Origin of the sequence: Streptosporangium roseum DSM 43021 (genome assembly GCF_000024865.1) — a bacterium.
GTDB classification, from domain to species: Bacteria; Actinomycetota; Actinomycetes; order Streptosporangiales; family Streptosporangiaceae; genus Streptosporangium; species Streptosporangium roseum.
In genome coordinates this window covers 9,585,184-9,610,806 of record NC_013595.1, presented here as the reverse complement: position 1 = coordinate 9,610,806, position 25,623 = coordinate 9,585,184, and the positions used below count along the sequence as shown (strand labels likewise).

Sequence of the window (25,623 nt, the reverse complement as noted above, 5' to 3'; positions counted from 1 at the left end):
GGTTTCAGAGATTGACAGCGATGAGACGCACTTCACACCCGGCTTCCTGTCACACACGACCCGGGCTACCCGGTCAACCGTGTGCAGAGCCCCGACTCATCGCCGTCGTCAACGCCCGCACCCGCATCAAGGTCGTCAACCGGCAGCCCTGAGCACTGCAGGACCGGCCGGTTCGGCCAGGACACGCCCAGACACGGCCGAAGGCAGATCCGGCCATTCCGCATCGGACCGACGTGGCGAGCCGGAGCGAGCCGGCGTGCCCGTAAGGCCCCTGTCCCTCTGCTCCGCCGCCGCGACTTGAAGGAGAAGACGCATGTCCCAACCTCTCCCGTTCGTCATCGACCCCACCGGCGCCGACCGGCATGCTGAATACCAGGCCATGCGGGCTCGCGGCCCGGCCACCCCCGTGGACATCCTCGGCCTGCGCGCCTGGGCGGTCACCGACCCCGCCCTTCTCAAGTCTCTGCTCACCAGCCCCGATGTCTCCAAAAACGGCCGCGCTCACTACCCGGCCTTTCAGCAGACGACCAGCACGTGGCCGCTCGCCCTGTGGATCGAGGTGCAGAGCATGCTCACCGCATACGGCGCCGACCACCGCAGGTTACGGCGGATGGTCGCCCCCGCCTTCAGCGCACGCCGCATCGCCGAGCTGAGGCCGACCATCCAGTCCCTGGTCGCAGAGCTGATCGACGACCTTGCTGCGGTGCCCCCCGGCCAGGTGGTGGACCTGCGCGAGCGGCTGGCCTACCCGCTGCCCATCGCCGTGATCGGCCACCTGATGGGGGTGCCGGAAGACCAGCGGGACGATTTCCGGCAGCTCGTCGACAACGTCTTCGACAGCACGCTCACGCCTGAGCAGGCCAAGGCCAACACCGCACGTCTTTTCGAGACCACCGAGCAGTTGATCGCCACCAAACGCAGCGACCCCGGCGACGACATGACCTCCCTCCTCATCGCGGCACGCGACGAGGAGTCGGACGGCACCGGCCTCACCGACGTCGAACTGCGCGACACGATGATTCTGATGATCAACGCCGGGTACGAAACGACCGTCAACGTCATCGACCAGGCCGTCTTCGCGATGCTGACGTCCCCCGACCAGCTGCACCTCGTCCGTACAGGCCAGGCCGCCTGGGAGGACGTGGTGGAGGAAACCCTTCGCGCCGAGCCCGCCATCAAGTACTTGCCGCTGCGCTTCGCCGTGACCGACATCAGGCTGCCTGACGGACAGGTCATCGCCGCGGGAGACCCCATCCTCGCCGCGTACGGGGCCGCCAATCGTCACCCCGGCTGGCACGGGCCGGATGCCGACACCTTCGACGTCACCCGCAAGGTGAAGGACCACCTGGCGTTCGGCTACGGCGTGCACTTCTGCCTCGGCGCTCCCCTGGCCCGCCTCGAAGTCGCGGAAGCCCTGCGTCAGCTCTTCGAGCGTTTCCCCGCCATGTCACTCGCGGTACCGGCCGACACGTTGCGGCCGGTACCCACCCTCATCAGCAACGGTCACCAGGAACTCCCCGTGCGCCTGCGCGCCGTCGAGTAGCGCGGCCGGCCGTTCGGCGCCGGGCGCGCCGAGCGGGTCAGCGGGGTGCGGCGCCCGGCAAGGGACGGTCCTCAAGGGCGCCGCGGTTCCGCGGGTACTGATCACTGTGTAGTTGCGCGGCGTGGCGATGGAAGGCAGCGCGGCCCGGTTGCCGGAGGAACACACCGTCCTGAAGCCTCGACACCTCCTGGCGTACCCTGCTGCGATCGCAGGCCGAAACCCCGCGGCCTGTGTCACCGCTCATGCATCGCCAATGTCTTGGATAGGATCTGGCGCGCCAAAGCACCAAGCATCGGTGAATCCCAGCGAAGGTGACAGCGTGACAGAGACCGCGCCGCTGCGGGGACGGCATCGCGAGGTGGCGGAGCTGGACGGGCTGGTGGGCCGTGCCCGCGCCGGTCACAGCGGCGCGCTGGTCGTCTCCGGCGAGGCCGGTGTCGGCAAGACCGCGCTCCTGGACCACATGGCGGTGCGCGCCACGACCGACGTCCGAGTCGAGCGCATCGTCGCGTCGGAGTCTGAGATGGAGCTGGCCTACGCCGGCCTGCAGCAGTTGTGCGGGCACATGATGAGCTCGGCCGGGCGCCTGCCTGCCCCGCAGCGCGAGGCGATCGAGGCGGCGTTCGGCCTGCGCCAGGCCGCCGCGCCCAGCCCGTTCCTCGTCGGGCTCGCAGTGCTCGGGCTGCTCACCGAGGCCGCGGGCGACCGGGCGCTGCTCTGCGTCGTCGACGACGCGCAGTGGCTCGACGAGGCGTCGGCGCGCGCTGTCGCGTTCGCCGCCCGGCGGCTCGATGCCGAGGGGATCGCCATCGTGCTCGCCATGCGCACGGCCGGTGAGGCGTTCGCCGGGATCCGGCAGATGGTTGTCGAAGGGGTGGGCGACGACGACGCGCGCGAGATCCTGCGCCTCTCGGCCCCCGGTGGCCTCGACCGGCGGGTACGCGACCAGCTGATCGCGGAGGCGCGCGGCAACCCACTGGCGCTGCGGGAGCTGCCCCGGTCGCTGAGTCCGGCCGAGATCGCCGGCGGGTTCGCTCTCATCGGCTCGATGCCGCTGGAGAGCCGCATCGAGCAGAGCCTGGTCGGGCAGCTCGAGCCGCTGCCCGAGTCGGCGCGCCTCCTGTTGCTGCTGGCGGCCGCGGACCCGACCGGCGATCCCGGGCTGCTGTGGCGTGCGAGCACGGTACTGGGACTGGGCCTGGAGGACTTCGACGCCGCCAGGGACGCCGATGCGCTCGTCGTCGGCACGCGCGTCGGCTTCCGCCACCCGCTCGTGCGGTCGGCGGTCTACCGGTCTGCGTCGCCGCAGGACCGGCGGCGCGTCCACGCCGCGCTGGCCGACGTCACCAGCGTCGATCACGACCCGGATCGCCGGGCATGGCATCGCGCCAGCGCGACGCTGCACCCGGACGAAGAGGTCGCCGCCGGCCTGGAGCGGTCCGCGGTGCGTGCGCGGACCCGCGGCGGCGCGGCCGCCGCCGGTGCGTTCCTGGAGCGGGCGGCGGAGCTGACGCCCGAGCCGGTCCGCCGCGGGCAGCGGCTGATCGCGGCCGCCGAGGCCAAGCACGAGGCGGGCGCGCCCGCAGCCGCCCTGCGCCTGCTCGACACCGCGCGCGACCATCCCCTCACCGCGTTGCAACAGGCGCTCGTCGCCCGGCTGCACGCCCGCGCCGGATACGCGCTGCGGCGCGACAGCAGCGGTGCGCAGCTCCTCCTCGCCGCTGCGCAGGGCCTCGAAGAGCTCGACCCGGTGCTCGCCCGCGACACCTACATGGAGGCGCTGTCGGCCGCGATCTACGGCGGCCGGCTCGGTGACGCCGAGCAGGTGGCCGCCGTCTCGAACGCGGTCCTGGAGGCGACCGCCGGCGAGGAGTCCGACCGTGCGCGGGACCTGATCCTGCGCGGCCAGGCGCTGCTCGCCGCCAAGGGGCAGGAGGCCGCGCTCGAAACCCTGCGCCGGGCGCAGCGCGCGTTCCTCGAACAGGCTCCGGACTCTCTCGAACTGCACTGGATGTGGTTCGCCTCCCGCGCGGCGCAGGACCTCTGGGACGCCCGCGGCCTCCGCACGCTCGCCGATCGGCAGGTCGAGCTCGCCCGCACCGAAGGCGTCGTGACGGTGCTGCCGATCGCCCTGAGCCTGCTGATGGTGGCGCAGACGGTCGACGGCGAGCTGGACGCGGCCGAGGCCTCCTGCGACGAGATCGACGCCATCAAGGACGTCACGGGCCACCCACTGCCGCAGTACGGACGGTTCTTCCTCGCGGCATACCGAGGGCAGGCCGACGAGGCAGAGCGCCTGGCCGAGCGGATCCGGCCCGACGCGCTCGCGCGGGGCGAGGGGTACGGGCTGAGCGCGGTCAACTTCGGGGAGGCCATCCTCTACAACGGCCTGGGGCGCTTCGCCGAGGCGATGACCTCCGGCCGCCGTGAGCTGCCGTACACGCACGAGCTGAGCCACGCGATGCGCACGCTGCTCGAGCTCGTGGAGGCGGCCACACACACCGGCGAGCGGGTGCTCGCCGAGGAGGCGTTCGAGAAACTGGCGGGCGTCACGCGGCCGGTGGGGACCAACTGGGCGCTGGCCGTGCTGACGATGGCAGAGGCGCAGCTGCGCCAAGGCGACGAGGCCCAGGCCCTGTACCGGGACGCGATCGAGCGTTTCGAACGCGAGCGGATTCCGATCATGGTGGGGCGCTGTCGCCTGCTGTCCGGAGAGGAGCTGAGCCGCCAGGGCCGGCACGAGGACGCGCGCGAGCAGCTCCGGGCCGCGTACGAGGTGTTGTCGGGCATCGGCTTGAACGGCTTCGCCGAGCGCGCCGCACGCGAGCTGAGCGCGAGCGGCGAGACCTTGCGCGTGCGCGCGCACGGGACGGCGGCGCGACTCACCGACCAGGAGCTCAATGTGGCGCGCCTCGCACGCGAAGGACTCACGAACCGGGACATCGGCGCGCGGCTGTTCATCAGCGCGCGCACCGCCGAGTACCACCTGCGCAAGGTCTTCATGAAGCTCGGCATCAGGGGACGCGCCGAGCTGAAGGCCGCGCTCGCCGAGCTCGACCAGGCGGCGCCGGGTACCGGACAGCCCATGGGCAGACGAACGGAATGAACATCTTCGGGAACGGGGCGATGATCGGCGTGCGGCGGGGAGGCGGTGATCCCGGCAGGGACACGTCGGTCAGGTCGAAGACCACGTGGTCGCCGGGCCGGCGGACCCGGTTGACGTAGCAGGCCGGCCGCTGCAGCGGCGGCCAGTGGTTGCAGTCGAGCTTGATCACGTGTTCCGCCTGGACGGCCCGGCCCAGTTCGTCGGCGGACTCGACCTGACAGGCGGGGTCGCGTGCGCCCCGGAACACGAGGCCGGGCGCAGTCATCTTCGCCAGCTCGGGTTCCCACTCGCCGCCCATCCGCATCGCGGAGCGGTAGAGCTTGAGAATGCTGTCCTTCATCGGCGCGTCCACGTGCCGCACCATCTCCTCGGCCAGGTCGGCGGGCACCTCGAAGCCGGTGATCAGGTCGTCGGCGTACTCCTCCTTGGTACTGCCGAAGCCGTCCGGACGTGGAGCGCCGAAGCCCGGCAGGTCCCACGCTTCCACATCGCCACGCTTCAGGTGCCGGCGGACGCCCGCCCGGACGCGGTGGGTGCCGGGGACGCCGTGGACCAGGACGATGACGGGCCGCTCGCTCATGAGTGGACCTTTCCGGTGTTCAGGGCGGTCTTGAGGACGTCGATGGCCTGGGCGGTGGCGGTGCGCGCGGCGTGGGTGTCGCGGACGGGGTTGAGCATCATGAAGTCGTGCGGGTGCGGCACCGCCTCGCGCTCGCCCGCGTACAGGCTCTCGTCCACCCGGGATCCGATGAGGCCGGTCCCACCAACGACGATCTTCATTTCCGGGCTTCGGCGACGCCAGCGGTGCTCGCCGCCGCGGCCGGAACCACCGTCACGGAGTCGATCGGCCCGGCGGCCTCGGTACCTACCCACCAGGCCCCAGTCGTCCGGGCCAGGGTGTCGACCAGGCTCTCCCCAGGGCGCGATGGAGGGGCTCAGGAAACGACCGTGATCACAGTGGCATCGCCGGATGCTGCGGTGCGAACGGAGCCGAGATCGTGACCATGCACCTGTTGGAGTCGCACGGAGACCACGCGGAGCAGACCGATGACCGGTCGGTCGGAAGACGGGACGGAGCCGTTTCGGTGTTCGTCAGCGCCGCGCCCCGGCTCTTCGCGATCGGTCTGCGCGTCCTGCAAGACGTGGGCGAGGCCGAGGACGTGGTGCAGGAGACGTGGCTGCGATGGGCCCGCGCCGACCGCTCGGTCGTCATCAGCCCGCCCGCATTCCTTGCGCTGACCACCACCAGGCTCGCCATCAACGTCGTCCAGTCCGCCCGCAGGCGCCACGAGACCTCCGCCGGCCCCTGGCTTCCCGAGACGACGGACCGCTCTGTCAGCCCCGAGACGGCAGCCGAACGACGCGAGGCGGCCGACACCGCGATCCGGCTGCTGCTGGAGAGACTGACCCCCGCCGAACGCGCGGCCTATCTCCTGCGCGTGGCCTTCGACTACCCCTACCGCCGGATCTCCGAGATCCTCCACCTGGGCGAAGACCATGCGCGGCAGCTCGTGCGACGCGCCCGCGATCACCTCGCCACCGAGCGATGCCACCCGGTGAGCGCCACCGCGCACCGGCGCCTCGTACAGACGTTCCTCGCCGCCGCGCAGACCGGCGACCTCGCCGAACTGGAAGAACTGCTCGCCACCGGTATCGCCCGCTAGGTCGTCCGGCGCGGCGAAGCTCGCCCCGCGCAGGGCCGGTGCCGCTCGCCTACCGGGTCTGGTCGCTCGGGCGGATGAGGATCTCGTTGACCGCGACGTGCTCCGGCTGGGTGACCGCGTACACGACAGCGTTGGCGATGTCCTCGGGCTGCAGGGTCCGCATGGAGGCGGCCATGTTCTGCGCGGCGGCCTGCATCACGGGGTCCGTGATGTGGTCGGCCAGTTCGGTGGCGACGAAGCCGGGCTCGACGACCACGACACGCACGCCCTGGGTGGTGACCTCCTGCCGCAGCGCCTCGGAGAAGGCGGTGATGCCGAACTTGGTCGCGGCGTAGGCGCCGTTGCCGGTCGACGCGATCCGGCCCGAGGTCGAGGAGACCTGCACGACGGCGCCCTTGCGCTCCAGCAGGTGCGGCAGCGCCGCGTGGACCATGTACATCGACCCGAGCAGGTTGGTGTCGACCATGCGCGTCCATTCCGCGGTGTCCGCACCCGCGATCGGACCGGCGAGCATCACCCCGGCGTTGTTCACCAGGATGTCCAGGGCGCCGAAGTGCTCGACGGTCTTGGCGACCGCGGCCGTCACCGAATCTTGGTCGGTGACGTCCAGTTCGAGCGCCGGCATCTCGCTGGGCGCCTTGCGCACCAGAGCCTCCAGACCGACCTGCGCCGAGGTGGCCGGTTCCTGTCGCGGCCGCCGGCAGGGCGACGTGAAGCTCGACCGGCCCGGCACGCCGACGTCGTGCCGCACCGCCTCGGTGACCTTGTCCTTCTCTTCCTGCGCCAGGGGCCTGTCGATCGCCTCCCGCCGCTCCGTGACCGACATCCGACGGGACCGGTGCCCACGGCGGTGCCTCCGTCGCCAGTGGCTTGCCGCATGGCCGTACGGGGTGCGGATGGCGGTGGAAGCGGAGGGGAGAGCGCCGTCAGGTGTCGGCTCGGCCGGAAGCACCGACGGCCCGGCTCTGCCGGACGCGGTCCGGCCACGTCCTCGTGCGATCAGCTCGCGACGGCGCCGGAGACCTGCGCACCCGCACGACGGCGACGCTGCCGCGCGTCGACCCGTCCGAGGTGATCTTGGAGGTGGTGTCCCGGAGCCGGCTCAACGCCGTCAATGATCGAGGGACGGCGTGAGGGGCGAAGATCGTGTCGGGGGCGGTCCGCGACTCCCTCCACATGCGGTCCGCGACTCTCTCCACATGGTGGACGCGCATGAGCGTGCTCTGTTCTTCCGCATGGAGCGGCCAGTCGTCGCCGCTGACCTGGCCGAACGCAGTCGCGTGTACTTTATGACAGCTCGGTCGCCGGCACCCTGGGTCCGGAAACTTGGCCTGGCGTGTGTCTTGGGTGTATTCAGAGTCGTGCAATTGGGACAAAGGCCGGAGCGTGGACAACGTAAGCGGGGCGCCCGGCACGGCGAGAACGTCGGGCTGCTCGGGCGGGGGGCGGAGTGTGCTCTCCTCGACCAGCTGATCGCGGCCGTCCGCATGGGGGAGAGCCGCGTGCTCGTGGTCCACGGCGCGCCGGGAGTCGGAAAGTCAGCGCTGCTGGAGTACGCGGAGAACTCGGCGACGGGCATGCGGGTGCTGCGTGCGGTCGGTGTCGAGTCCGAGATGGAATTGGCTTTCGCCGCATTGCATCAGCTGTGTGCGCCGCTGCTGGATCGGCTGGAGAGCCTTCCCACGCCGCAGCGTGATGCGCTCGAGACGGTGTTCGGGATGCGAGAGGGAATGCCGCCCGAACGCTTCCTGGTCGGGCTGGCAGTACTGAGTCTGCTGTCGGACGCCTCGGAGGGGGGTCCCCTGCTCTGTGTGGTCGACGACGCGCAGTGGATGGACCGGTCCTCGGCGCAGGTCCTCGGCTTCGTCGCCCGGCGGCTGCTGGCGGAGTCGGTCGCCCTCGTCTTCGGCTCCCGCCGGCGGGCTCAGGACTTGCTCGGACTACCGGAGCTGGAAGTCACCGGGCTGAAGGCCGCAGACGCACACGCTCTGCTGAGCTCGGTGACACACGTCCGGATCGATCAAGACATCCGCGATCGGTTCGTGGCCGAGACCAGGGGCAACCCGCTTGCCCTGCTGGAGCTGCCACGTGAGCTGGCCGTGACCCAGGTGGCGGGCGGATTCGGTCTCCTGGACGCCGACACGCTGCCGGGCCGGATCGAGCAGAGCTTCCTGACCCGGATCGAAGGCCTGCCCAAGCAGACCCGGTTGCTCTTGCTGATCGCCGCAGCCGAGCCGGTCGGCGACCCCTCGTTGGTGTGGCGTGCCGCCGAACGGCTCGGCGTCACGCCGGCGACGGTCCTGGCGAGCGGGACGGACGGGCTGCTGGAGTTCGACGTACGGGTGATCTTCCGTCACCCGCTCGTGCGGTCGGCCGTGTACGGGTCGGCGAAGGAGGGGGATCGCCGGGCAGTCCATCTCGCACTGGCGGAGGTCACCGACGCGCAGGCCGACCCGGACCGCCGTGCCTGGCACCTCGCGACCGCGACGGCCGCGCCCGACGAGACCGTCGCCGCCGAACTGGAACGGTCTGCCGGCCGAGCACAGGCGCGCGGTGGGCTGGCCGCCGCAGCGGCGTTCCTGCAGCGGTCCGTGGCACTGACCATCGACACCTCGCGGCGCGCCGAACGTGCTTTGACGGCTGCGGACATCAGCCTCCGGGCGGGCGACATCGAAGCCGCGCGCCGATTCGTCGACATCGCCGACCGGGATGCCCAGAGCGAGTTCCAACGCGTGCGAGCCCACCTGGCACGCGGTCACATCACTTTCGCGGCCGGCTTCAACAACGAGGCGCCGCTGATGTTGCTGACAGCCGCGCAGCGGCTGGAGCCCTTCGACATGGACCTGGCGCGGGAGACGTATTTCATCGCCTGGGGTTCCGCGTCATTCGGTGCCGCGAACCGGGACAGCCTCATGGCCATCTCTCGGGCGATGAGGGAACTCCCCTCTCCCGAAGGTCGTCCGCGCGCTCTCGATCTCGTGCTCGAGGGCTACGCGCTGCTCATCACCGACGGCCGGAGCGCCGCGCTTCCCACGTTGCAAAGGGCGAAGACCGCGCTCGCGGACCATCCCGTGCAGGACCTCCTGAAATGGGGCTGGGCGGCCTGTGGCGTGAGCGCGCTCCTCTGGGAGGACCGGATCATGCCCGATATGCCCGCCAGGGCGCTCGAAGAGGTGCGTACGGCCGGCGCCCTGTCCGAGCTTCCCATCTATCTCCACGCGTTGGGGATACCGATCTTGTTGAGCGGAGAATTCGCCGCCGCAGCGGCGCTCGTCGCCGAATCCGAAGCCGTCGCCGATGCGACGGGCGTGCCGATGACGCAGCACACCCAGCTCCTGCTGACGGCAATGCAGGGTAAGGAGGCCGAGGCCGCGGCGCTGATCGCCGCCACGATCGAAGAGGCCGGTGCCAGTGGTCAGTTGAATGGCGTCGCGTCGGCCCACTGGGCGGCCGCGGTCCTCTACAACGGCCTCGCCCGCTACGGGCTCGCGCTACCGGCGGCCCGGGCCACCCAGAGCGCCAACCCGATCGTCTCCCAATGGGCGCTGCCCGAGCTCGTCGAGGCGGCGGCGCGCGTCGGGGACGACACGGCCGCCCGCGGGGCGCTCGAAGGTCTGGCGGACGCGGCGGAACCGTGCGACACGGACTGGGCACAGGGAATCCTGGCTCGCTGCCGCGCGCTGCTGAGCGACGCCGCCGCCGCGGACGACCTCTACCGCGAGGCGATCGAACGGTTGGGCCGGACGATCTTGCGTCCCGAACTGGCGCGCGCTCACCTGCTGTACGGCGAGTGGCTGCGCCGGGACCGTCAGCGGGCCGAGGCACGGGCTCACCTGCGTACCGCGTACGAGATGTTCGTGTCGACCGGGATGGAGGCGTTCGCCGAGCGTGCCCGCCGCGAGCTTCTCGCCACGGGCGAGACCGTCCGCAAGCGCAAGCACGGGGCCTCGACGAGTGACGAGTTGACGGCGCAGGAGAAACAGATCGCGCTGCTCGTGCGGGACGGCCTCTCCAACCCGGAGATCGGGGCTCGTCTCTTCCTGAGCCCGCGTACGGTCGAGTGGCACCTCCGCAAGATCTTCACCAAGCTCAGGATCAGCTCGCGAAGGCAGCTCGGCGACGCCCTGTCCCGCGGAGAGCATCCATGACGCGGTGAAGTTCAGGGAATGAGCCGCCGGCCGCCGTCGACTTCATGCCGCGCAGCCGCTCCCGGCGCTGCTCGCGTCCGTCGCCGGGCCGGCGGACCGGCAGCGGGGTGTTGACGGACCTGGCGGTGTTCGTGTCGTCCTGGGGCGGGGCGAGCTCGGGGGCGGTGTTCGTGTCGTCCTGGGGCGGGGCGAGCTCGGGGGCGGTGTTCGTGTCGTCCTGGGGCGGGGCGAGCTCGGGGGCGGTGTTCGTGTCGTCCTGGATCGAGGCGAGCTCAAGGGCGGCGATCGCCGTGCTGGCAGGTGCGGCGCGGCGGCCGCGATGACCGCAGTGGCCGCGAGACTCAGGCCCATCCCCGGAATGGCAGGCGTGAGCGTCGGTGCCGAACGTCGGCGATCCGCCGGCCCGGACACGGGCGGCGCACCGTTCTGCCTGGTCCGAGGGGCGCGGAAGGCGATCCGCCGGCCCGAACACGGGTGGCGTACTTCCGCGCGACGCGCAGCGATCCCACCAGATGCTCATCGAGCACATTCCGCGACTGATCGACGTCCATCTCGGTGATGGGTGCGTAGACCGAGCCGCCTCCAGCTGACCGGTACGTGGCCTGCCGGCGCGGGCGGTTCGGTGAGGAACCGGTGCGGCCAGGTCACGGGTACGCGCGGCTTCACCTGCCTGGATGTCGTCCACAACGTGCGTCGATGTTCCGTCCGGCAGCCGTGTGGTCACGGTGGCCGTGCACGCCATGTCGTGGGGTGGTCACGGTGACCATGCACTCCATGTCGTGCCTCCAGAGCTGTCAGCCCGTCAGAATCGGGCCGACGGGGGCCGCTCGGACCCGTGGCCGTCCCTGGCCCCGGTTGACCAGTGAGACTCCCTGGTGCGACCCGGCAGCCGGTTGCGCGAGTCTCGTCGTGCCGGCATTCCGTCCGAGAGCAGGAAGACGAGAGCAGGAAGAGCGGTCATGGAAATGAAGCGTGAAGTCGTCGTGCTGCCGGTCTCGGACGTCGACCGCGCCGAGAACTTCTACACGGCGCTGGGCCGGCGGTTCGACACCGGATCTCGCGGCCGCGTACGGCGAGCACGAGGTGCGCAGCGGTGCGAAGGACCCGGACCGGTCGGACCGGCCGGACTGGTACGCCGGCCACATGGCGCGCGAACAGGCCGGAACCGGACTCCCGTCGTGAGCGCGTCCGCCCACCGTGCCGTCACCGTCTCCGGTCGGCGGCAGTTCGAGCCGGTCGAATGCGAGCGCCATGAGCCGTCGCCAGGGCATGTACGGATACATGTCGAGGCCTGCGGGTTCTGCCACAGCGACGTCCTCGCCGCAGAAGGGCGGCGGCCCCACCGCTCGATGCCGATCGTGCCCGGCCACGTGATCGACGGCGTGATCGAGGCCAGCGGCGACGGTGTCGACCCGGGGTGGCGGGTCGGCGAGCGCGCCGGCGTCGGGTTCCCCGGCGGTCATCGGGCGCGTCGATGCCGCCGCCGGTGCAGGGGTTCGGCCGGCATGGCACCTAAAACTCATCAGTAAACGATCTGCGGCGACGCCCGCTTCCGCGTCGTCCTCGACCCGAGGGAATGAGGCAGCCATGTATGACCGGCCGCTAGACGGAGCCGTCGCGCTCGTCACCGGCGCCAGCAGCGGAATCGGCGCCGCGACCGCGCGCCGCCTCGCCCGCGAGGGCGCGGCGGTAGCCCTGGTCGCCCGTCGCCGCAACCGCCTGGACCAGGTCGCGAGCGACATCGCGGAGCTGGGCGGAGAGGCGGCCGTGTTAGAGGTCGACATCACCGAGCCTGAACGCGCCGACGACATGGTGCAGGACACGCTGGAACGGTTCGGGCGCCTGGACATCCTGGTCAACAACGCCGGGATCATGCTGCTCAACTCGGCGCTGCACACCACCATCGAGGAGTGGGATCGGATGATCTCGCTCAACGTGGCTGCACTGTTGCACGTCACACACGCCGCCATCCCGCACCTGATCTACGCGGCGTCCACATCCCCGCGGCAGGTGGCGGATCTGGTGAACGTCGGCTCGACGGCCGGGCGAGTCGCCCGGCCGGGGAGCAGCGTCTACGGCCTGACCAAGTTCGGCCTGAACGCGTTCACCGAATCGCTTCGCCAGGAACTGCTCGGCGAACGCGTCCGGGTCAGCGTGGTGGAGCCCGGCGCCGTGGACACCGAACTGGTGAACCACCTCAGCGACACCACCCGGGACGCGGCCCGCCGACAGATCGACGGCATCGAAGCGTTGCGGCCGGAGGACATCGCGGACGCGATCAGCTACATCGTCACGCGAGAGCGGCGGGTCGCCGTCAACGAGATACTGGTCCGTGCCGGCGACCAAACGTGGTAACTGCGCCTACTCAAGCGCGAGCCTACGGAGGCCGGTGCCGGCGACGTTCGCCATCTCACTGCCGCCAACATGATCTACTTCCGGCGGGTGGCCGTGCTTGGCGAGTAGCCGCTTGATGATGGAGCGGATCTTGGCCTGGACATCGTCTCGGGTTGCCCAGTCGGTCGAGAGATTCTTGCTGACAGCCACAACGAGGTCGCGGGCGATCGCTGCGAGTTTCTGCTCCCGATGAAGGCATCGCCGTCGCCCATGATGCCTTCACGGTGTCGGCCGCTACGGCCGCGAAGACGGCGAGTTCGTCTGCGGCTTCGGCGTGGCGACGTAAGGCTTGTAATGTCTTGCTGGATATGTCGGCAGGACTACCCACAATGATCATCAGGCTGCACAATTCACTGCATGCGTGCATATGTCGGAGTCACTGACGGCAACTGGTATCAGTTCCTTGCAGACCGCCCGGCCTTGACCGAAGCCAACTTCTGGCGCCCGTCGGGAGGTATGCAGTTCCGCGCGCTCAAGTCCGGAGAGCCGTTCTTCTTCAAAACCCATCACGAGGACAAGCGAGTAGTGCGCCGCGGCCCGCATAACCGCGTGGTTGGCGGCGGCTTCTTCGACGCCTTTGAGCCGCTGCCTCTCTCCGAGGCCTGGCAGATATTCGGTGAGGCCAACGGTGCTGCCGACATGGGGCAGATGAGACGGCGGATCAGCCAGTACCGCAAGCAACCTATAGCTGAGGGCGAAGATCCTGTCATCGGCTGCATCTTGCTCCGAGACACTCGCTTCTTCGACCCTCCTGCGTCGGCTCCTCCCGACTTCGCCCCCAACATCGTTCAGGGCAAGGGCTATGACCTGGCCGTTCCCGAGGCCGGCTACTTTCGTGAGCTGGTTGCCCGCCTGCTCGACGGCCGCCACGTCGAGGGCGATCTCACGCAACCATGGCGGCGCGAAGGCCCGGTCTTCGGCGACCCCCGGTTGGTCCCACAGCGCCTCGGGCAGGGGGCTTTTCAAGCAGTCGTCCTCAACGCCTACCACCGGCAATGCGCGATTACCGGCAGCAGGATCCTCCCTGCCCTCCAAGCTGCTCACATCCGCCCGGTCTCCGCCGGCGGTCAGCATCGCCTGGACAACGGCATTCTGTTGCGCTCAGACGTACACACGCTGTTTGATCGTGGCTATCTGGGCATTGATGCGGAGTATCGGCTATGTGTCAGCCCACGCCTGCGAGAACAGTTCGGCGATGGCGACGAGTTCTATCAGCGTGCCGGAGCTGTGATCGCGCTGCCCGATGAGCGGCATGATCGCCCCGATCGGGACGCCTTGGAGTGGCATCTAAGAGAGGTGTTCTTGGCCTCCTGAAGACCGTGCGCGAGACGCTCCCCGGTTTGGCGCAGATCAGGGCGGCGATCGAGACCCGTTCATGGCCGCGGTAGGCCACTTGTAACCCCGGGGTGTGCCCCTTGCAGGCCCAGGTCCTGGCCTTGGGCGGTCTCAGGTTCCGGCCGGACTCGTCGGCGAAGACGAGCCAGGAGTTCCACTGCGAGGCGCCTGAGCGCGGCCTGCTCGACGCGCTCAATGAAGAGTTCGACCAGGAGCGTCCGGAGTTGGTGGAGGCGCTGACCTACTGCGACATGACCACCAGCCCGGGCGGAACTCCCCTCGACGTCGATGACCGGCTGGCGGAGATCCATTCCCGTTACGGTCCTGAGCACCTGGTCAGCCGGTCGATCAGCAACGCGACTCCGTGCATCTCCTCGGCTGTGCGGGCGGTGCAGGCCGCACTGGCTGACGGTGCTCTGCCGGATGGCCGGGACGGCCGCTGACGGCAGGCCGAGTCCAGGACGCCCTGGCGGCCGGCCAACCGGACTCTCGTTTATCGTGGTCATGGCGCCGCGTGCCTGTCCCGCGCGGCATCCCGCACGCGGAGAGCACGCACCCTTCAGCACAGCGAAAGAAACCAACTCATGATCTTCATTGCCGTCAAGTTCACCGTCCGTCCTGAGCGGAGCGAGGAATGGCTCTCGCTCGTTGACGACTTCACTCAGGCCACTCGGCAGGAGCCGGGCAACGTCTTCTTCGAATGGTCCAGGAGCGTCGAGACGCCCCACCAGTTCGTCCTGCTTGAGGCATTCGCCTCATCCGCGGCGGGCGAGGCCCACGTGGGCTCCGAGCACTTCAAGACCGCCATGGCATGGATGCCCGAGGTGATCGCGGAGACGCCGGAGATCATCAACGTCGAGGTGCCCGGCGAGGGCTGGTCGCAAATGGCAGAGCTGACACCGGCCTAGCCGGCTGATGTACGGCCCTGTGGACTCGGCCTGCTTCTCCGATAGCCGCGGCCCTCGGCCGCCTGGCGGATCTTCGCTCCGCCGTACTGGCCACGCGGGATGCACATGGGGCAGGGGCAGGGGAATCTGCCGTGGGCGTCGGGCATGTATCGCCAGCCGGTCACCGGGTTCACGGCGCGGACGCGGTGGAGCTCCTTGGCGGGGATCGCCCGAGGGACGAACACCTCCTATCCCCGGGCGTCTTCGCATCCGGCGATCAGGGCTGCGGCTCGGCGCTGGGAAGCTCCTGATGGGCCCGTCCATAGTGGCCTACGAACACGGGTTCATCGTCAGGCAGTCGGAAGTCGACGGCGGCCATCGTGCGCCGCCCGCCGCGTCGCAGCTCCCGGCTTCACTGGTGGGTGAGCTGGTAGGAGGGCAGGATCGGCAGGCAGAAGACCTCGGCCGTTCCCCTCGTGGTCGCGGCTGCGGGCGCGAACGCCGGCCCGCCGGATCGAGCGGACGTCATCGGCTGAGGTGAGGTGCGTGAACAGGGTCATTGGGCGTGTTCCCCGGATGTCTTCTCCACCATGATCGGCACCTTACGGGCGCCGGCAAGGCGCGGCCACAGGGTTTGGCTCTGGTGCAAAGCCCGTCGGAAGCGGTGCGTTGGCCACCGCAGCGGGTCAGCTCACCCCGCCCACGATGGCCTTGCCCTCTCGTGCCGCCGCCGCGTAGAACGGCCCGAGGTCCTCGAACCCCTCATGAGCGCCCTCTGCCGCGTCCCGTCGAGCGGCGCCGAATCCCCATCCCTCGCCCATCAGGCCCTGCGCGACGGCCGTCACCTGGCCGGGGTCGAGGACGAACGCCGGGCCGTAGCCGAACTCGTAGCCCTCCACGTCGTTCTCACCGGTCTCGCCGGTCGCCGCCGCGAGCCAGGGATAACACTCCTGCCACTGCGCACTCTCATGCTCGGCCTTGGCTCTGCCCTCCGCGATGGCGCTGAGGGTTCGGTAGTCATCTCCGAACATGTCGGTTTCCGGCTGGAAGCCGACGGGCGCCTGCCCGTCATCGAAGAAGATCTCTCCGATCAGATCAGGGTCCGCCTGTACGGACTCCAGCAGCTCGACATCGATCTTCGCCAGGTTCAACCACATCGACATGATCATGAATGGTAGCCGTGCCGGTCGAGGCCGAGATACGCCTGGCGGAGACCTGCTCTCGGTACGGCCCCGAGCACTTGGTCAGCCGGTCGATCACCCAGGCGACCCGTGCATCACCGCGGTCGTGCGCGCCGTACAGGCCGTGTTGAAGCAGCGCTGGAAATCGCTGCCCTGTCCATCTTCATGATGCTGTGCTGCTCAAGAGATACGTATGACGCGCACAGGCCACAACGTCCTGCCGTGGAATCAGTGAGCGCCCCGGGGATGATGCAGCCCAAGTTACCCATTTCCGCGATAAGGGAAGGGGGGCGTATGTAAAACGCCTAGCATTCCTAGGCGTATGCCCTAATGTTCATCGCCATGAAGATTCGTGCGATCATGGTGGCTGTCGGGGCATCCGTCCTGCTCTCCTCCGGTACGACCAGTGCCTACGCATATCCGGTCAACGATGCCCAGGACTTGACCAACAACTCTCTTTACGCCGTCGGTAAGCTCCCCGAGGCGGCATGTGCGGAGAAACCCGCCAAGGGAAAGACGCTGGCCTCGGTCACGAAGCACGTCAACGCGGTCATCTCCTGCTTGAACGACACCTGGGGTTCCTATCTCAAGGAAGCCAGCCTGCCGTTCGTCCCGACCCTGGTGGAGATGAAGGGCACGTACAAGACGGACTGCCGTGGGCGGACGCTGAGCCCGAAGAAATCAGCGGTCTTCTACTGCGGGGGACACGCCAACTTCATCGTGCAGATCCGTTCTGACTGGCTCAAGGCGTCCGACGATGTCCAGATTTTCGCGCAGCTGAGCTCGGCGTACGGCGAGCACGTGCTGAACATGGTCGACATCGCCGAGGCCTACAACGCCCTGCACGCCGACGACGGCACTGAGATGTCCGAACAGCTCCGCCGTTACAACCTGCAGGCGCAGTGCATCAGCGGAGTGACCGCCAAGAGCCTGTGGTCCGCTCTCGGCTACCCCGCCAAGGACGCCAAACGCCTGGCGGAGCTGGCGAAGACCGGGGCGAACAAGAGCAAGATCGACATATTCGGCAAGGGCGCCAACCTGGCCTACTGGTTCAACCGGGGCTACTCCACCGGCAACCCCAAGTCGTGCAACACCTGGACCGCCCCGTCCGGCAAGGTCGCGTAGCCTGCCGCGACCGAATCCTGTCGCCGCCATTTTCCCGTTCGACGGCACGGCTCTCGCTTCGCGGGCGCCGTGCCGGACGTGGATGGGTTATCCGATGTACGGACCGTCGGCCGTACCGGCCAGGTAGTGCCGGATCCGCAGGCGCATCGACCGGTCCATGGTCAGCGAGTCGATCTCGTCGCGAGGCACCCAGCGCACCTCGCGGGACTCGTCGCTCGGGGTTGGCTCGCCGGCTACCGCGCGGCCGGTTAACACGATGGAGAACTCCTGGCGGGCCTCGCCGTCAGAGGTGTAGAGGATCACATGACGAGGGTCGGTGTAGGTGCCGACCAGGCCGGTGATCTCGCAGGTGATGCCGGTCTCCTCCAGCGTCTCCCGGACGGCTGCCTGCGGCAGGGACTCGCCCAGGTCGATCGCGCCGCCGGGCACGGCCCAGTTGTCGTTGTCGCTTCGCTGGATCATGAGAATGTCCCCGGCGTCGTTGGTGACCACGACGTTCATCGAGGGGACGAGGCTGTTGGGCGCGGGCGCCTCAGGGTCGTCGTAGAAGTCGATGCGGCGGGCCATGGCTCAGGACTCTACGGGGGTGGCGCCGGCCCAGACGGCTTCGAAGCTGTCGGTGTAGGTCGAGACCATGTCCCCGCCCGCTATCTTGCGCAGGTGCATGACCGGGGCGTCGGCGGCGAACTTGCCGTAGATGTGGGTGTTGACGAGAAGTTGGTCGTCCCCGCGGTAGATGGAGTTGTACAGGATGGTGTGGTGCAACCGGATCTCGATGCCCTCGACCTGCTGTAGCGGCCGGTAGAGCATCAGGGCCATCCGGGTCTGCGCGGCCATGCCGTCGCCGACGCCTTCGTCCGCGCCGTGCTGGGCGACTTCGAGCGCGTCCGGGTTACCGAGCAGGATACGGACACGCACCCCGGCCTTGGCCTTCTCGGCGAAGGTGCGCATGATGCCGGTGTCCTGGGCGATGAAGATGCCGCTGTAGACCAGTACGCCGATCTCCTCCTGGGCCGCGGAGAACAGACGTCCCCAGGTGTCCTTGGGTACGGCCCAGCGGTGCGGGTAGACGGTGACGAGTTCGCTTCCGGAGACGGCTGCGGCCTGTTTGGGGGTCAGCGCGTCCGGCCATAGGTAGGCCTCTTCCACGCCGAGGAGTTTGGCGACCGCGAATCTGTGTTTTCGGTACGGTATGCGACCTTGGGTGATCCACCGCTCCACGGTCTTGGCGTCGACCCGGACGGCTTCGGCCAGCGCGTCGACGGTGGTGCCGTGTTCGAGGAGGGCTACCCGTAGCCGCTCGTTCGCCATCTCACCTGCCCGTAGAGGGGACGTCCGGGGACTTGGCAATCGTAGACCGGACGTCCTGAACATGTCCCATCCTGTAGTGATCACGTCCTGACTCCTTGTCGCACTCTCGGTATCGCAAGGCACCACCGGCAGCGACCGAGAGGAGAGCCGACAGTGATCAACCACATCAAGCCGATCGACGAGACCCCCATCTGCGAGTGCGGCGCGGCCCTGGAGCAGGGGCGATTCCGCTGCCTCAAGTGCCGGGCCCGGGACCGCTGGACGCGCCGTCGGCTCGCCAGACACTGGACGGCCGCGAGGAACGGGCAGTCCCGGCGTCCGGCCAACCGTCCGCGCGGCATCGTCGAGGCGGGGGTGATCTGGACGTGACCGCGATCCCGTTGATCATCGGCCTCGTGCTCAGTGTGACCGTAGCCGTCGGCTACGTGCTCGTCCTGGTCGGGATGCGCCAGGAGGACCGGCGGATGCGCCTGGGCGACATCCCACCGAGTCGCGCGGCGGGCCTGGCCCGGCGGGTCACCGGCTGCCACGTGCGAGGATGAGGATGCTACTCGCGCTCGGCAAGCCGGGATTCCACCCGTTCCAATCGCGCAGACAGGTCCTGCAGCGTGGCGCGGATCTCGGAGAGCTCATCGGAGGCCGGCGGAGTCGGGGCGGCGTCCTCGCGGACGAAGACGTCCTTGCCCTGCTGGCCGATGACCAGCCCTTCAGCCCGTAGAGAACCCCCACAGCCAGCTTCACCACGCTCAGCGAGGCGTCGTAGGTGGTCGCGAGCTGGGGCGTGGAGGGCAGCGGGTCACCGGGGGCGAGGGACCCGCGTCGTCGACCAGGACACAGGCAAGATCAAGACCGACAAGGACGGTGACAAGGTCTACGAGTCCGTCCTGCTCGCCGAGGACGAGTTCGGCCGGATCGAACTGGTCAAGGTCGGAGGCAAGCAGAAGTCCAAGACCTTCCGAACCAAGGCGCTGGCCAACAACTTCCTGTCCACGCTTCGCCAGGCGGCGAAGCGGGGAAGAGACCTGCGACGTCGTGACCGGACTCCCTGAGTCGATGTCGGGGCCGGAGAAGGACGTTGGTCCGAGCTTCTTGGACTTCGCTCGGTCGTTCATGGCGTCCTGGTGGCTCCACTCGGCGGCGCGGACACGAGAGACCGACACCTATGCCCTTCTCTCCCTGATTCCCGCCTTCGTCAAGAATCTGCCCGGCAAGCCCGCTGACGAGGAGTTGCGGGCCGTCCTCCGGGACTACGCGCTCCTTCCTGAGGGGCGGCGTGGTGACCTGGCGGCGGACTATCTGCCCATGCTGCGCCGGATGGAGGCAGCTTCACTGCCTCTGGCTACTCCGCAGGAGCCCCGCATCGTCAGGACGGCCCTCGACGCGGTGACGCTCACCTTCGATGACAAGGTGGCGTCGGCCAACTCAGTGCGGTGGAAGCGCTCCGTCCTGCATCACCTGATCGAGACCGCGGTTGAGCTGAGGGAACTGCCCTCCAACTCGTTGAATACGATCAAGTGGAAGCTGCCCGAGGCAACAGACGCCGTCGACCCTCGAACCGTGGTCAATCCGGCACAAGCCCAGGCGCTGCTGGCGGTTCTGCCGTCCATCGGGTGGACGCGCGCTCCTCGGATGGCGGCCATGTTCACCTGCATGTACTACGCCGCGCTCTGGCCTGAGGAAGCCTCGGCACTCGGCCGTCAGAACTGCGAGCTGCCGGAACAAGGGTAGGGACGGCTCGCTTCGGAGAAGGCACGTCCGCAGGCGAACAAGCAGTGGACGAACTCGGGGGAGACCCACGACGAACGCGGTCTCAAGCACCAGGCCAGGAACGACACGCGAGACATCCCTATCCCTCCGGCCCTTGTCACCATCCTCCGAGAACGCCTTGTCCGGTACGGCACGGCCGACGACGGCCGGTTTTTTTTCCGGACGAGCAGGGGCCGTCCGTTCTCCTCATCGGCATACTCAGCTGTCTGGCAGGAAGCTCGACGGCTGGCACTCGCCCCTGAACAGGTCGCATCGCCTCTGCCGGCTCGGCCGTACGACCTGCGCCACGCGACCGTCTCGCTCTGGTTGAACGTGGGCGTTCTGGCCACGGAGGTGGTGAAGCGTGCCGGCCACAGCGTTGACGTTCTGCTGCGTGTCTATACCAAGTGCATGGAGGGGCAGCAGCACCGTGCCAACGGGAAGATCGAAGGCGCTCTGGGCGAATGACGGGTAGGTCTAAGGCGACCTGGATGGCTTGCGGTCAAGTCGCTCACGTCCTGTGGACAGGACTGTAGATCACGTTCTCCTGAACCCTCTATTCATCTCGATGACTGAGATGAGGCATCCAAAACAGAAGGCAGTGCGTCACTATGAGAGGGTTCTGGGCGTACGAAGCAGAGGTAGCGAAAAGTTACGATATGTCGGCAGTAACCGGAGATGAGTTGTCCGCCACGTCTGATGTTGGTTAACTCTGGACGTCTTCCAAGACTCTGCTTGCATACTGCATCTGAAGCATTACTGTAAGTGAATAGAACGTTCGCGGGTCTACCCGGCTGGGTTGCCGGGTAGACCACGTGGAACACAGTGACGCAGGCGCCCTCGTCCTGCCAGACATCAGCGGGCGCAGGCATCACCCTCTAGGGCGCGGTCCTGAGATCTTCTCTCGCTAGTGCGGGAGAGATCCAGGGCCGTCGTCGTCTCCGAAGATTACTTCCCAGATGTGCTGGCCCAGTCCACGAAGGAAGCCGCAGCCAATGGCTGCGGCTGTCGGGAGGATCCAGCGGCGAGGTTTTCCCCCATCCGGGTCTTCGGCACCGACGCGGCGGTGCTTGCCCATGAGTACCACCTCCCCTCGGCCATCGGTCCCCGCTGTTCGGGGACGGACAACGACCGGCCAGCTGACCTCTGGCTGAGGCCCGCTCCGACCCGGTCGCCCTTCGGGCGACCAGCTGGTATCGCCCGATGCAAGGCGATGACCATGAGATGGTGAGGAACAGCCTAGCGACGCTGTGCGATAGCCAATACCTCCTGTGGACAAGCCTTTTTGACGCGTCACGCGTTTCGATCTTGATGGAGGTTAGGGCAGTGTGTGTGGCATATGTCACTACCTGCAGGGACAGGAGCGTCGTCTTCTGACGCTCCTGGTCGAAAGAGGTCAGTCTCTTACCAAAAAATCTTGGTGCGCGTGGTCGCATTTTCGGTATCAGTCGGCATGTGAGGGCGGATGGCGGCCGGCTGGTACGCGTTTTAGATCATTTAGTGTCTGGTCGCTGGGGTCGACGGTGTGTTGGACCTCGGCTTGCCGGGCTGCGGTCGGCGTGGAATCCATCCCGCGCATATCCCGCGATCGGCGACTCATGGCTGCACACGGCTGCGTTCGGCGGCCTATCAAGCAAAAGACCTGCGGCGGAGAGGCCGCAGGTCAGATGAGGAATCGCAAGGTCAACAGAGTGCCCCCGGCATGATTCGAACATGCGACACCCGCTTTAGGAGAGCGGCGGCTATTCCGCCCGGATAGGTGACTTGAGCTGGGCAAATAGCCTACGTGGTGTGGGAGATGCGCAAGATCATCCCGCGTATATCCCCAGCCCGGTCATGCGAGCAACTAGGTCATCCGGTGGCAAGCGGACCTGGACCGCAGCGACACATCGCCATGCTCGGCTTCAGCCGGGCAGTTCAAGCTGGGGCAGCTCAAACCGAGCATGCTGGTGCCGAAGTACGGAGTGTCGCTAAACACCCCCTCCAGCCTGTTGGACGCCTTCTTCACTCGCACCGGCCTGCTCCTCACTGCCGGCTCCCTATGAACTCTGACCTTGTCAACCTCTGTAGTGAATTGCTTACGACAGCAGCCTCTGGAGTGACAGGATGTGCCTCATGGTCGTACCCAACAAAGATATCGGCTTCGCCCAGGATCGCATCAGATGCACCCGAGAGTTGGACGGGACGTTCGCACGGTGGGCTCAGCACGAAGCCCAATCTAGATTTGGGCCACAGCCATGGTCTACGGATCTATCTGCAGGACTGGTGGAAGATGCTCAGCCGTTTCTTGATCGTTGCGTAAAGCTGCGCGATCAGGCGCTTGCGCAGCTTGAAGGCTTTCTTGTGGAGACAGACCTGCAAACCTGCGCTGAACTTACAATCATGCTCGGACAGGTGGCCCCTGACCTGAACGCCGTCACCGGAGCATCGAATGCGTTCTCGTCCGAGCTTGAGCTGGTTTCGACTGGCATACGGTCGTATATTCGGACGGGCGCGTTGACGGTGGAGTCTGTGATGGCCTCATACGCAGCGCTTGTCTCTGCGCGTCGCGTGCTCGTGTTTGAGCAGATGACTACCTGGGCGGATCAATTTCTCGACACACGCACCGCTAAAGGTGGAATCGGTTCGCTCTTTCAGACTGAATGGTTATCCCGACGAGGAAAATTTGTCGGAGCGTTCGATTTTCGGTACCTATCGAGGCTCGTTGATAACTTGCGTGCACGTGGTATTGAGGTACCAGACCCTGCTGGTGTCCAACATGCACTCATCGCATTTCTTAATCGATGGCGGCAGGTCTTGTCGCGTTACTGTGATGCCCTACCCGAATCGGCCGTGACGAAAACCGTGATCGGGACGCATGGACTACTGCACGAGGAGCAGCTTGAACTGTCAGAGCTGGAAATCAAGCTACTGTGCAAGGCTCTTCCCGCCTTGTCGTTGAGTGGTGACGCGATTGCTATGGCGGCGCCGCGCGAGCTCTCGGAGGAAGTCCTACAGTGGGTTGACGCGCTTTCGTTGGACAGTTCAGCGCTAAGCGGTGACCGGAAATATGACCTGTACGCCCTATCTCCTCTGCGCGCTTACCCTATCCTCGTCGGTGCAGAAGGATTTATGCTAACATCACCGCACCGCCTAACTGCCGATCTATCCACCTTAACTGATGAGGTATGGGGTCGCAGATATGGAGAACCATATTTTGCCGCGCGCGGGGCGACTGTCGAGGAACTCGCGCTGGAAACGGTCAGGGCGCTGGCGCCGAATGCGAGTGGATTCGCTCAGGGCGTTTATAGCTCGAGGTCTGGCGAAATACGAGGCGAAGTAGACGCTGTCGCCGTGTGGCGAGATGTTTGCATCGTCTTTGAAGGCAAAGGTGGGTTTCTGTCTCTAGCGGCACGGAGAGGTTCTACGGAGGCAGTGCTCGCTGATCTCTTTAACACGATTTCGCATGGTTACTACCAGGCGGCGCGACTAATTAGACTTATATCCGCCGAAAAAGAAGTTGTTCTCCAGGGCGGGCATGGCTCGACTTTCGCCCTTAATCGAAAAAGTCTTCGGAGGGCATATGTGGTTGTGCCAACCGCGGACCATTTTGGCGATATCACTACGAGACTTGAGTTTTTGTGGAGCAACAAAGTGCTCCCCGAAGGCAGCGCGCCGGTCATCATCTCAGTGCAAGATCTAATGCTGCTCTGCGAAGTGCTCGGCGACATGAAGGAATTTGTAGCGTATCTTGATTTCCGGGAGGAGATTCTTCGCAACAGCTGGATAAGCTTCCATGATGAGCGAGAGATTCTCGGTGCTTACGTAGGCGGGCGAGACGCGGTAACGTCTGGCATGCGGCAGCTGCGCGAAAGCGGACTACTTCGAGACTCGAGCCGTATCCATCTGGTTAGCATCAATCCAGTGCAGGAAGAACGCTACCTGACCCCGTGGATCACCCAGAAGTATGGCAAAGACTTGACGGGAGATGATTCTGTACCTGCACCTATCCGGCATACGGAGCAGACCCTTGGCCAACTGAAGCTTGTGTGGGAGAGTACGCAGGACGTGGCAGCGTATACATCTGCAGCAGCGCTATCCCCGGAGATGCTTAAAGGAATCCTTCAGACCGCCGTTCATCCTCGTGGGAGACGCCCCGTCGTAGAGACGCACGACTACATCACGTCTGTCAGCTACCATGGGTTGCTTGGATTGCAGGCAGCACGGCGTCATCCAGATGTCAAGGCCGCGACGCGAGTGGCCCGTTACGTCATCTTTATGGAGCATTCTGGGGCTGGTGCCCGACTATCACATGCGGAACGCGGCCGACGACACGCATGCTTTCGAGAAGGCAAAGTAGGGTTCGCACTTCAATCTCATGTTGCGATCCACGACCCTTGGTTCACCTGGTTCGAGGGCCGGCGGAAAAGGCACTTCGATCGTGTAGTCGTTGCGGCACTTGAAGTCGATGGCCTACCTCGTGACTTGGCGATCGGGGTCGCAAGGTATGGCATCTCAGATCAGGTGCGCGAGCTGGCGAGTCACGGAGTTGCGATCAGTCGTGCTGCTGAGTTGTGGCTCGGCACCATACGGCGGATCGCAACTGACTTCGCGACACCGGTTGATCAACTCGTCATCGATGCTTCCTCTCTTGTCGAAGTGCTGCGGTATGTCGACAGGGGCGGGCTAGCTCACCGAGACGTTAAAACGATCATCGCAGCGGTGGTGGATGGGGCCGAATCAGTCCACGATGTGATTAGGGCGATGAAGCTGCCATCTGAGGTCTCATCAGATGTCGTCTCTGAGGCGGTTGCCGATGTGGCAGCCGCCCATCCAGACGCGGTGGACAAGTTCGCTGCTGGGCATCGGGGGGTCGAAAACTTCCTGATCGGCCAAGTGATGAGACAGCTCGGTGGACGAGCACAAATTGATAGCGTTCGTTCCGCGCTTGTCCGATACGTTGCTCGATAGGGTGCTGCTCGCCGCATGACGGGCTAATGTTCAGAACGGGGAAACCCATGTGGTGCGCGACAGGCCATCGTTAGCACTCTGCTGCAGGGTCGTGCTGTAGAACTCGGTGATCCAGGTGGCAGTCTTCAGGCGCGTTGCGGGCAGGCACTCGTCCGCAACTGCCAGTGCAGCATGCTGGCAGGGATGGCTACCTACCTACCAGATCCATAACGAAATGCGGGGACTAAAGCCTC

At 66.8% G+C, this 25,623-nt stretch carries 22 protein-coding genes, 1 tRNA gene and 1 pseudogene; 16 read left to right on the top strand and 8 right to left on the bottom strand.

Annotation, left to right across the window (positions count from 1 at the left end; genetic code table 11):
* The first annotated feature begins 313 nt into the window (after window positions 1–313).
* Together SROS_RS42075 and SROS_RS42070 are read left to right on the top strand one after the other, a co-directional pair.
* On the top strand, window positions 314–1,543 hold the full coding sequence (locus SROS_RS42075) for a cytochrome P450 family protein (protein ID WP_012895079.1): 1,230 nt from the start codon (window positions 314–316) through the stop codon (window positions 1,541–1,543).
* A gap of 319 nt (window positions 1,544–1,862) precedes the next feature.
* On the top strand, window positions 1,863–4,649 hold the full coding sequence (locus SROS_RS42070) for an AAA family ATPase (protein ID WP_218919771.1): 2,787 nt from the start codon (window positions 1,863–1,865) through the stop codon (window positions 4,647–4,649).
* Here the strand turns inward: SROS_RS42070 and SROS_RS42065 are convergent.
* Together SROS_RS42065 and SROS_RS42060 are read right to left on the bottom strand one after the other, a co-directional pair.
* On the bottom strand, window positions 4,558–5,229 hold the full coding sequence (locus tag SROS_RS42065; protein WP_052317150.1) for an alpha/beta fold hydrolase: 672 nt from the start codon (window positions 5,227–5,229) through the stop codon (window positions 4,558–4,560). The genes SROS_RS42070 and SROS_RS42065 overlap by 92 nt on opposite strands.
* The gene (locus tag SROS_RS42060) at window positions 5,226–5,429 is read right to left on the bottom strand and encodes a hypothetical protein (RefSeq protein WP_012895077.1); all 204 of its coding nucleotides are present in this window, start codon (window positions 5,427–5,429) and stop codon (window positions 5,226–5,228) included. Before SROS_RS42060 ends, SROS_RS42065 begins: the two co-directional genes overlap by 4 nt.
* A gap of 224 nt (window positions 5,430–5,653) precedes the next feature.
* On the opposite strand from SROS_RS42060, the gene SROS_RS42055 reads away from it, so the two are divergent.
* Window positions 5,654–6,313, top strand: a complete 660-nt coding sequence (locus tag SROS_RS42055; RefSeq protein ID WP_012895076.1) for a sigma-70 family RNA polymerase sigma factor — start codon at window positions 5,654–5,656, stop codon at window positions 6,311–6,313.
* 49 nt (window positions 6,314–6,362) lie between these two features.
* Here the strand turns inward: SROS_RS42055 and SROS_RS42050 are convergent, their stop codons facing one another.
* Window positions 6,363–7,139, bottom strand: coding sequence for an SDR family NAD(P)-dependent oxidoreductase (locus SROS_RS42050; RefSeq protein WP_012895075.1), 777 nt, complete (start codon window positions 7,137–7,139; stop codon window positions 6,363–6,365).
* A 535-nt stretch (window positions 7,140–7,674) separates the two neighbouring features.
* On the opposite strand from SROS_RS42050, the gene SROS_RS42040 reads away from it, so the two are divergent.
* The 4 genes from SROS_RS42040 to SROS_RS42030 all read left to right on the top strand — a co-directional run bounded on the left by SROS_RS42040 (window position 7,675) and on the right by SROS_RS42030 (window position 12,816).
* Window positions 7,675–10,461: an ATP-binding protein gene (locus SROS_RS42040; RefSeq protein ID WP_012895074.1), complete on the top strand. Its 2,787-nt coding sequence runs from the start codon at window positions 7,675–7,677 to the stop codon at window positions 10,459–10,461.
* A 44-nt stretch (window positions 10,462–10,505) separates the two neighbouring features.
* The gene (locus SROS_RS42035; RefSeq protein WP_148269390.1) at window positions 10,506–10,784 is read left to right on the top strand and encodes a hypothetical protein; all 279 of its coding nucleotides are present in this window, start codon (window positions 10,506–10,508) and stop codon (window positions 10,782–10,784) included.
* A gap of 636 nt (window positions 10,785–11,420) precedes the next feature.
* Window positions 11,421–11,990, top strand: a complete 570-nt coding sequence (locus SROS_RS54700; protein ID WP_218919769.1) for an alcohol dehydrogenase catalytic domain-containing protein — start codon at window positions 11,421–11,423, stop codon at window positions 11,988–11,990.
* A 58-nt stretch (window positions 11,991–12,048) separates the two neighbouring features.
* Window positions 12,049–12,816 (top strand): SDR family oxidoreductase, encoded by a 768-nt coding sequence (locus SROS_RS42030; RefSeq protein WP_012895072.1) that lies wholly within the window; start codon window positions 12,049–12,051, stop codon window positions 12,814–12,816.
* Between the two features lie 6 nt (window positions 12,817–12,822).
* Here SROS_RS42030 and SROS_RS54695 read toward each other — a convergent pair.
* A pseudogene (locus SROS_RS54695) lies at window positions 12,823–13,035 on the bottom strand (type I restriction enzyme endonuclease domain-containing protein); the annotation flags it as partial.
* 177 nt (window positions 13,036–13,212) lie between these two features.
* Here SROS_RS54695 and SROS_RS42020 point away from each other — a divergent pair.
* The 3 genes from SROS_RS42020 (at window position 13,213) to SROS_RS42010 (ending at window position 15,098) form a co-directional block, all read left to right on the top strand.
* Window positions 13,213–14,169, top strand: a complete 957-nt coding sequence (locus SROS_RS42020) for an HNH endonuclease (RefSeq protein ID WP_012895071.1) — start codon at window positions 13,213–13,215, stop codon at window positions 14,167–14,169.
* Between the two features lie 101 nt (window positions 14,170–14,270).
* Window positions 14,271–14,633, top strand: a complete 363-nt coding sequence (locus tag SROS_RS42015; protein WP_174435276.1) for a hypothetical protein — start codon at window positions 14,271–14,273, stop codon at window positions 14,631–14,633.
* Between the two features lie 141 nt (window positions 14,634–14,774).
* Window positions 14,775–15,098 (top strand): putative quinol monooxygenase, encoded by a 324-nt coding sequence (locus tag SROS_RS42010; RefSeq protein ID WP_012895069.1) that lies wholly within the window; start codon window positions 14,775–14,777, stop codon window positions 15,096–15,098.
* A 665-nt stretch (window positions 15,099–15,763) separates the two neighbouring features.
* On the opposite strand, the gene SROS_RS42005 is transcribed toward SROS_RS42010, so the two are convergent.
* The gene (locus tag SROS_RS42005; RefSeq protein ID WP_148269389.1) at window positions 15,764–16,240 is read right to left on the bottom strand and encodes a hypothetical protein; all 477 of its coding nucleotides are present in this window, start codon (window positions 16,238–16,240) and stop codon (window positions 15,764–15,766) included.
* A gap of 360 nt (window positions 16,241–16,600) precedes the next feature.
* On the opposite strand from SROS_RS42005, the gene SROS_RS42000 reads away from it, so the two are divergent.
* Window positions 16,601–17,383, top strand: a complete 783-nt coding sequence (locus SROS_RS42000; RefSeq protein WP_169369495.1) for a neutral zinc metallopeptidase — start codon at window positions 16,601–16,603, stop codon at window positions 17,381–17,383.
* 87 nt (window positions 17,384–17,470) lie between these two features.
* On the opposite strand, the gene SROS_RS41995 is transcribed toward SROS_RS42000, so the two are convergent.
* Window positions 17,471–17,950 (bottom strand): NUDIX hydrolase, encoded by a 480-nt coding sequence (locus SROS_RS41995; RefSeq protein ID WP_012895066.1) that lies wholly within the window; start codon window positions 17,948–17,950, stop codon window positions 17,471–17,473.
* 3 nt (window positions 17,951–17,953) lie between these two features.
* Complete coding sequence (locus tag SROS_RS41990) at window positions 17,954–18,694, bottom strand: transcriptional regulator (protein ID WP_012895042.1); 741 nt, start codon at window positions 18,692–18,694, stop codon at window positions 17,954–17,956.
* A gap of 153 nt (window positions 18,695–18,847) precedes the next feature.
* Between SROS_RS41990 and SROS_RS41985 the strand changes: the two genes are divergently transcribed.
* The 4 genes from SROS_RS41985 (at window position 18,848) to SROS_RS53605 (ending at window position 20,422) form a co-directional block, all read left to right on the top strand.
* A complete protein-coding gene (locus SROS_RS41985) occupies window positions 18,848–19,063 on the top strand; it encodes a hypothetical protein (RefSeq protein WP_012895065.1) in 216 nt (71 codons plus the stop codon).
* Window positions 19,060–19,236 (top strand): hypothetical protein, encoded by a 177-nt coding sequence (locus SROS_RS51520; RefSeq protein WP_012895064.1) that lies wholly within the window; start codon window positions 19,060–19,062, stop codon window positions 19,234–19,236. The genes SROS_RS41985 and SROS_RS51520 overlap by 4 nt, the downstream gene beginning before the upstream one ends.
* A gap of 153 nt (window positions 19,237–19,389) precedes the next feature.
* The gene (locus SROS_RS50470; RefSeq protein ID WP_148269388.1) at window positions 19,390–19,743 is read left to right on the top strand and encodes a hypothetical protein; all 354 of its coding nucleotides are present in this window, start codon (window positions 19,390–19,392) and stop codon (window positions 19,741–19,743) included.
* Window positions 19,727–20,422, top strand: a complete 696-nt coding sequence (locus SROS_RS53605) for a hypothetical protein (RefSeq protein WP_245564479.1) — start codon at window positions 19,727–19,729, stop codon at window positions 20,420–20,422. Before SROS_RS50470 ends, SROS_RS53605 begins: the two co-directional genes overlap by 17 nt.
* Before the next feature lie 1,710 nt (window positions 20,423–22,132).
* Here the strand turns inward: SROS_RS53605 and SROS_RS50465 are convergent.
* Window positions 22,133–22,215 (bottom strand) — tRNA-Arg (locus SROS_RS50465).
* A 490-nt stretch (window positions 22,216–22,705) separates the two neighbouring features.
* Here SROS_RS50465 and SROS_RS48390 point away from each other — a divergent pair.
* The gene (locus SROS_RS48390; RefSeq protein WP_169369493.1) at window positions 22,706–25,390 is read left to right on the top strand and encodes a GatB/YqeY domain-containing protein; all 2,685 of its coding nucleotides are present in this window, start codon (window positions 22,706–22,708) and stop codon (window positions 25,388–25,390) included.
* Window positions 25,391–25,623 lie beyond the last annotated feature (233 nt).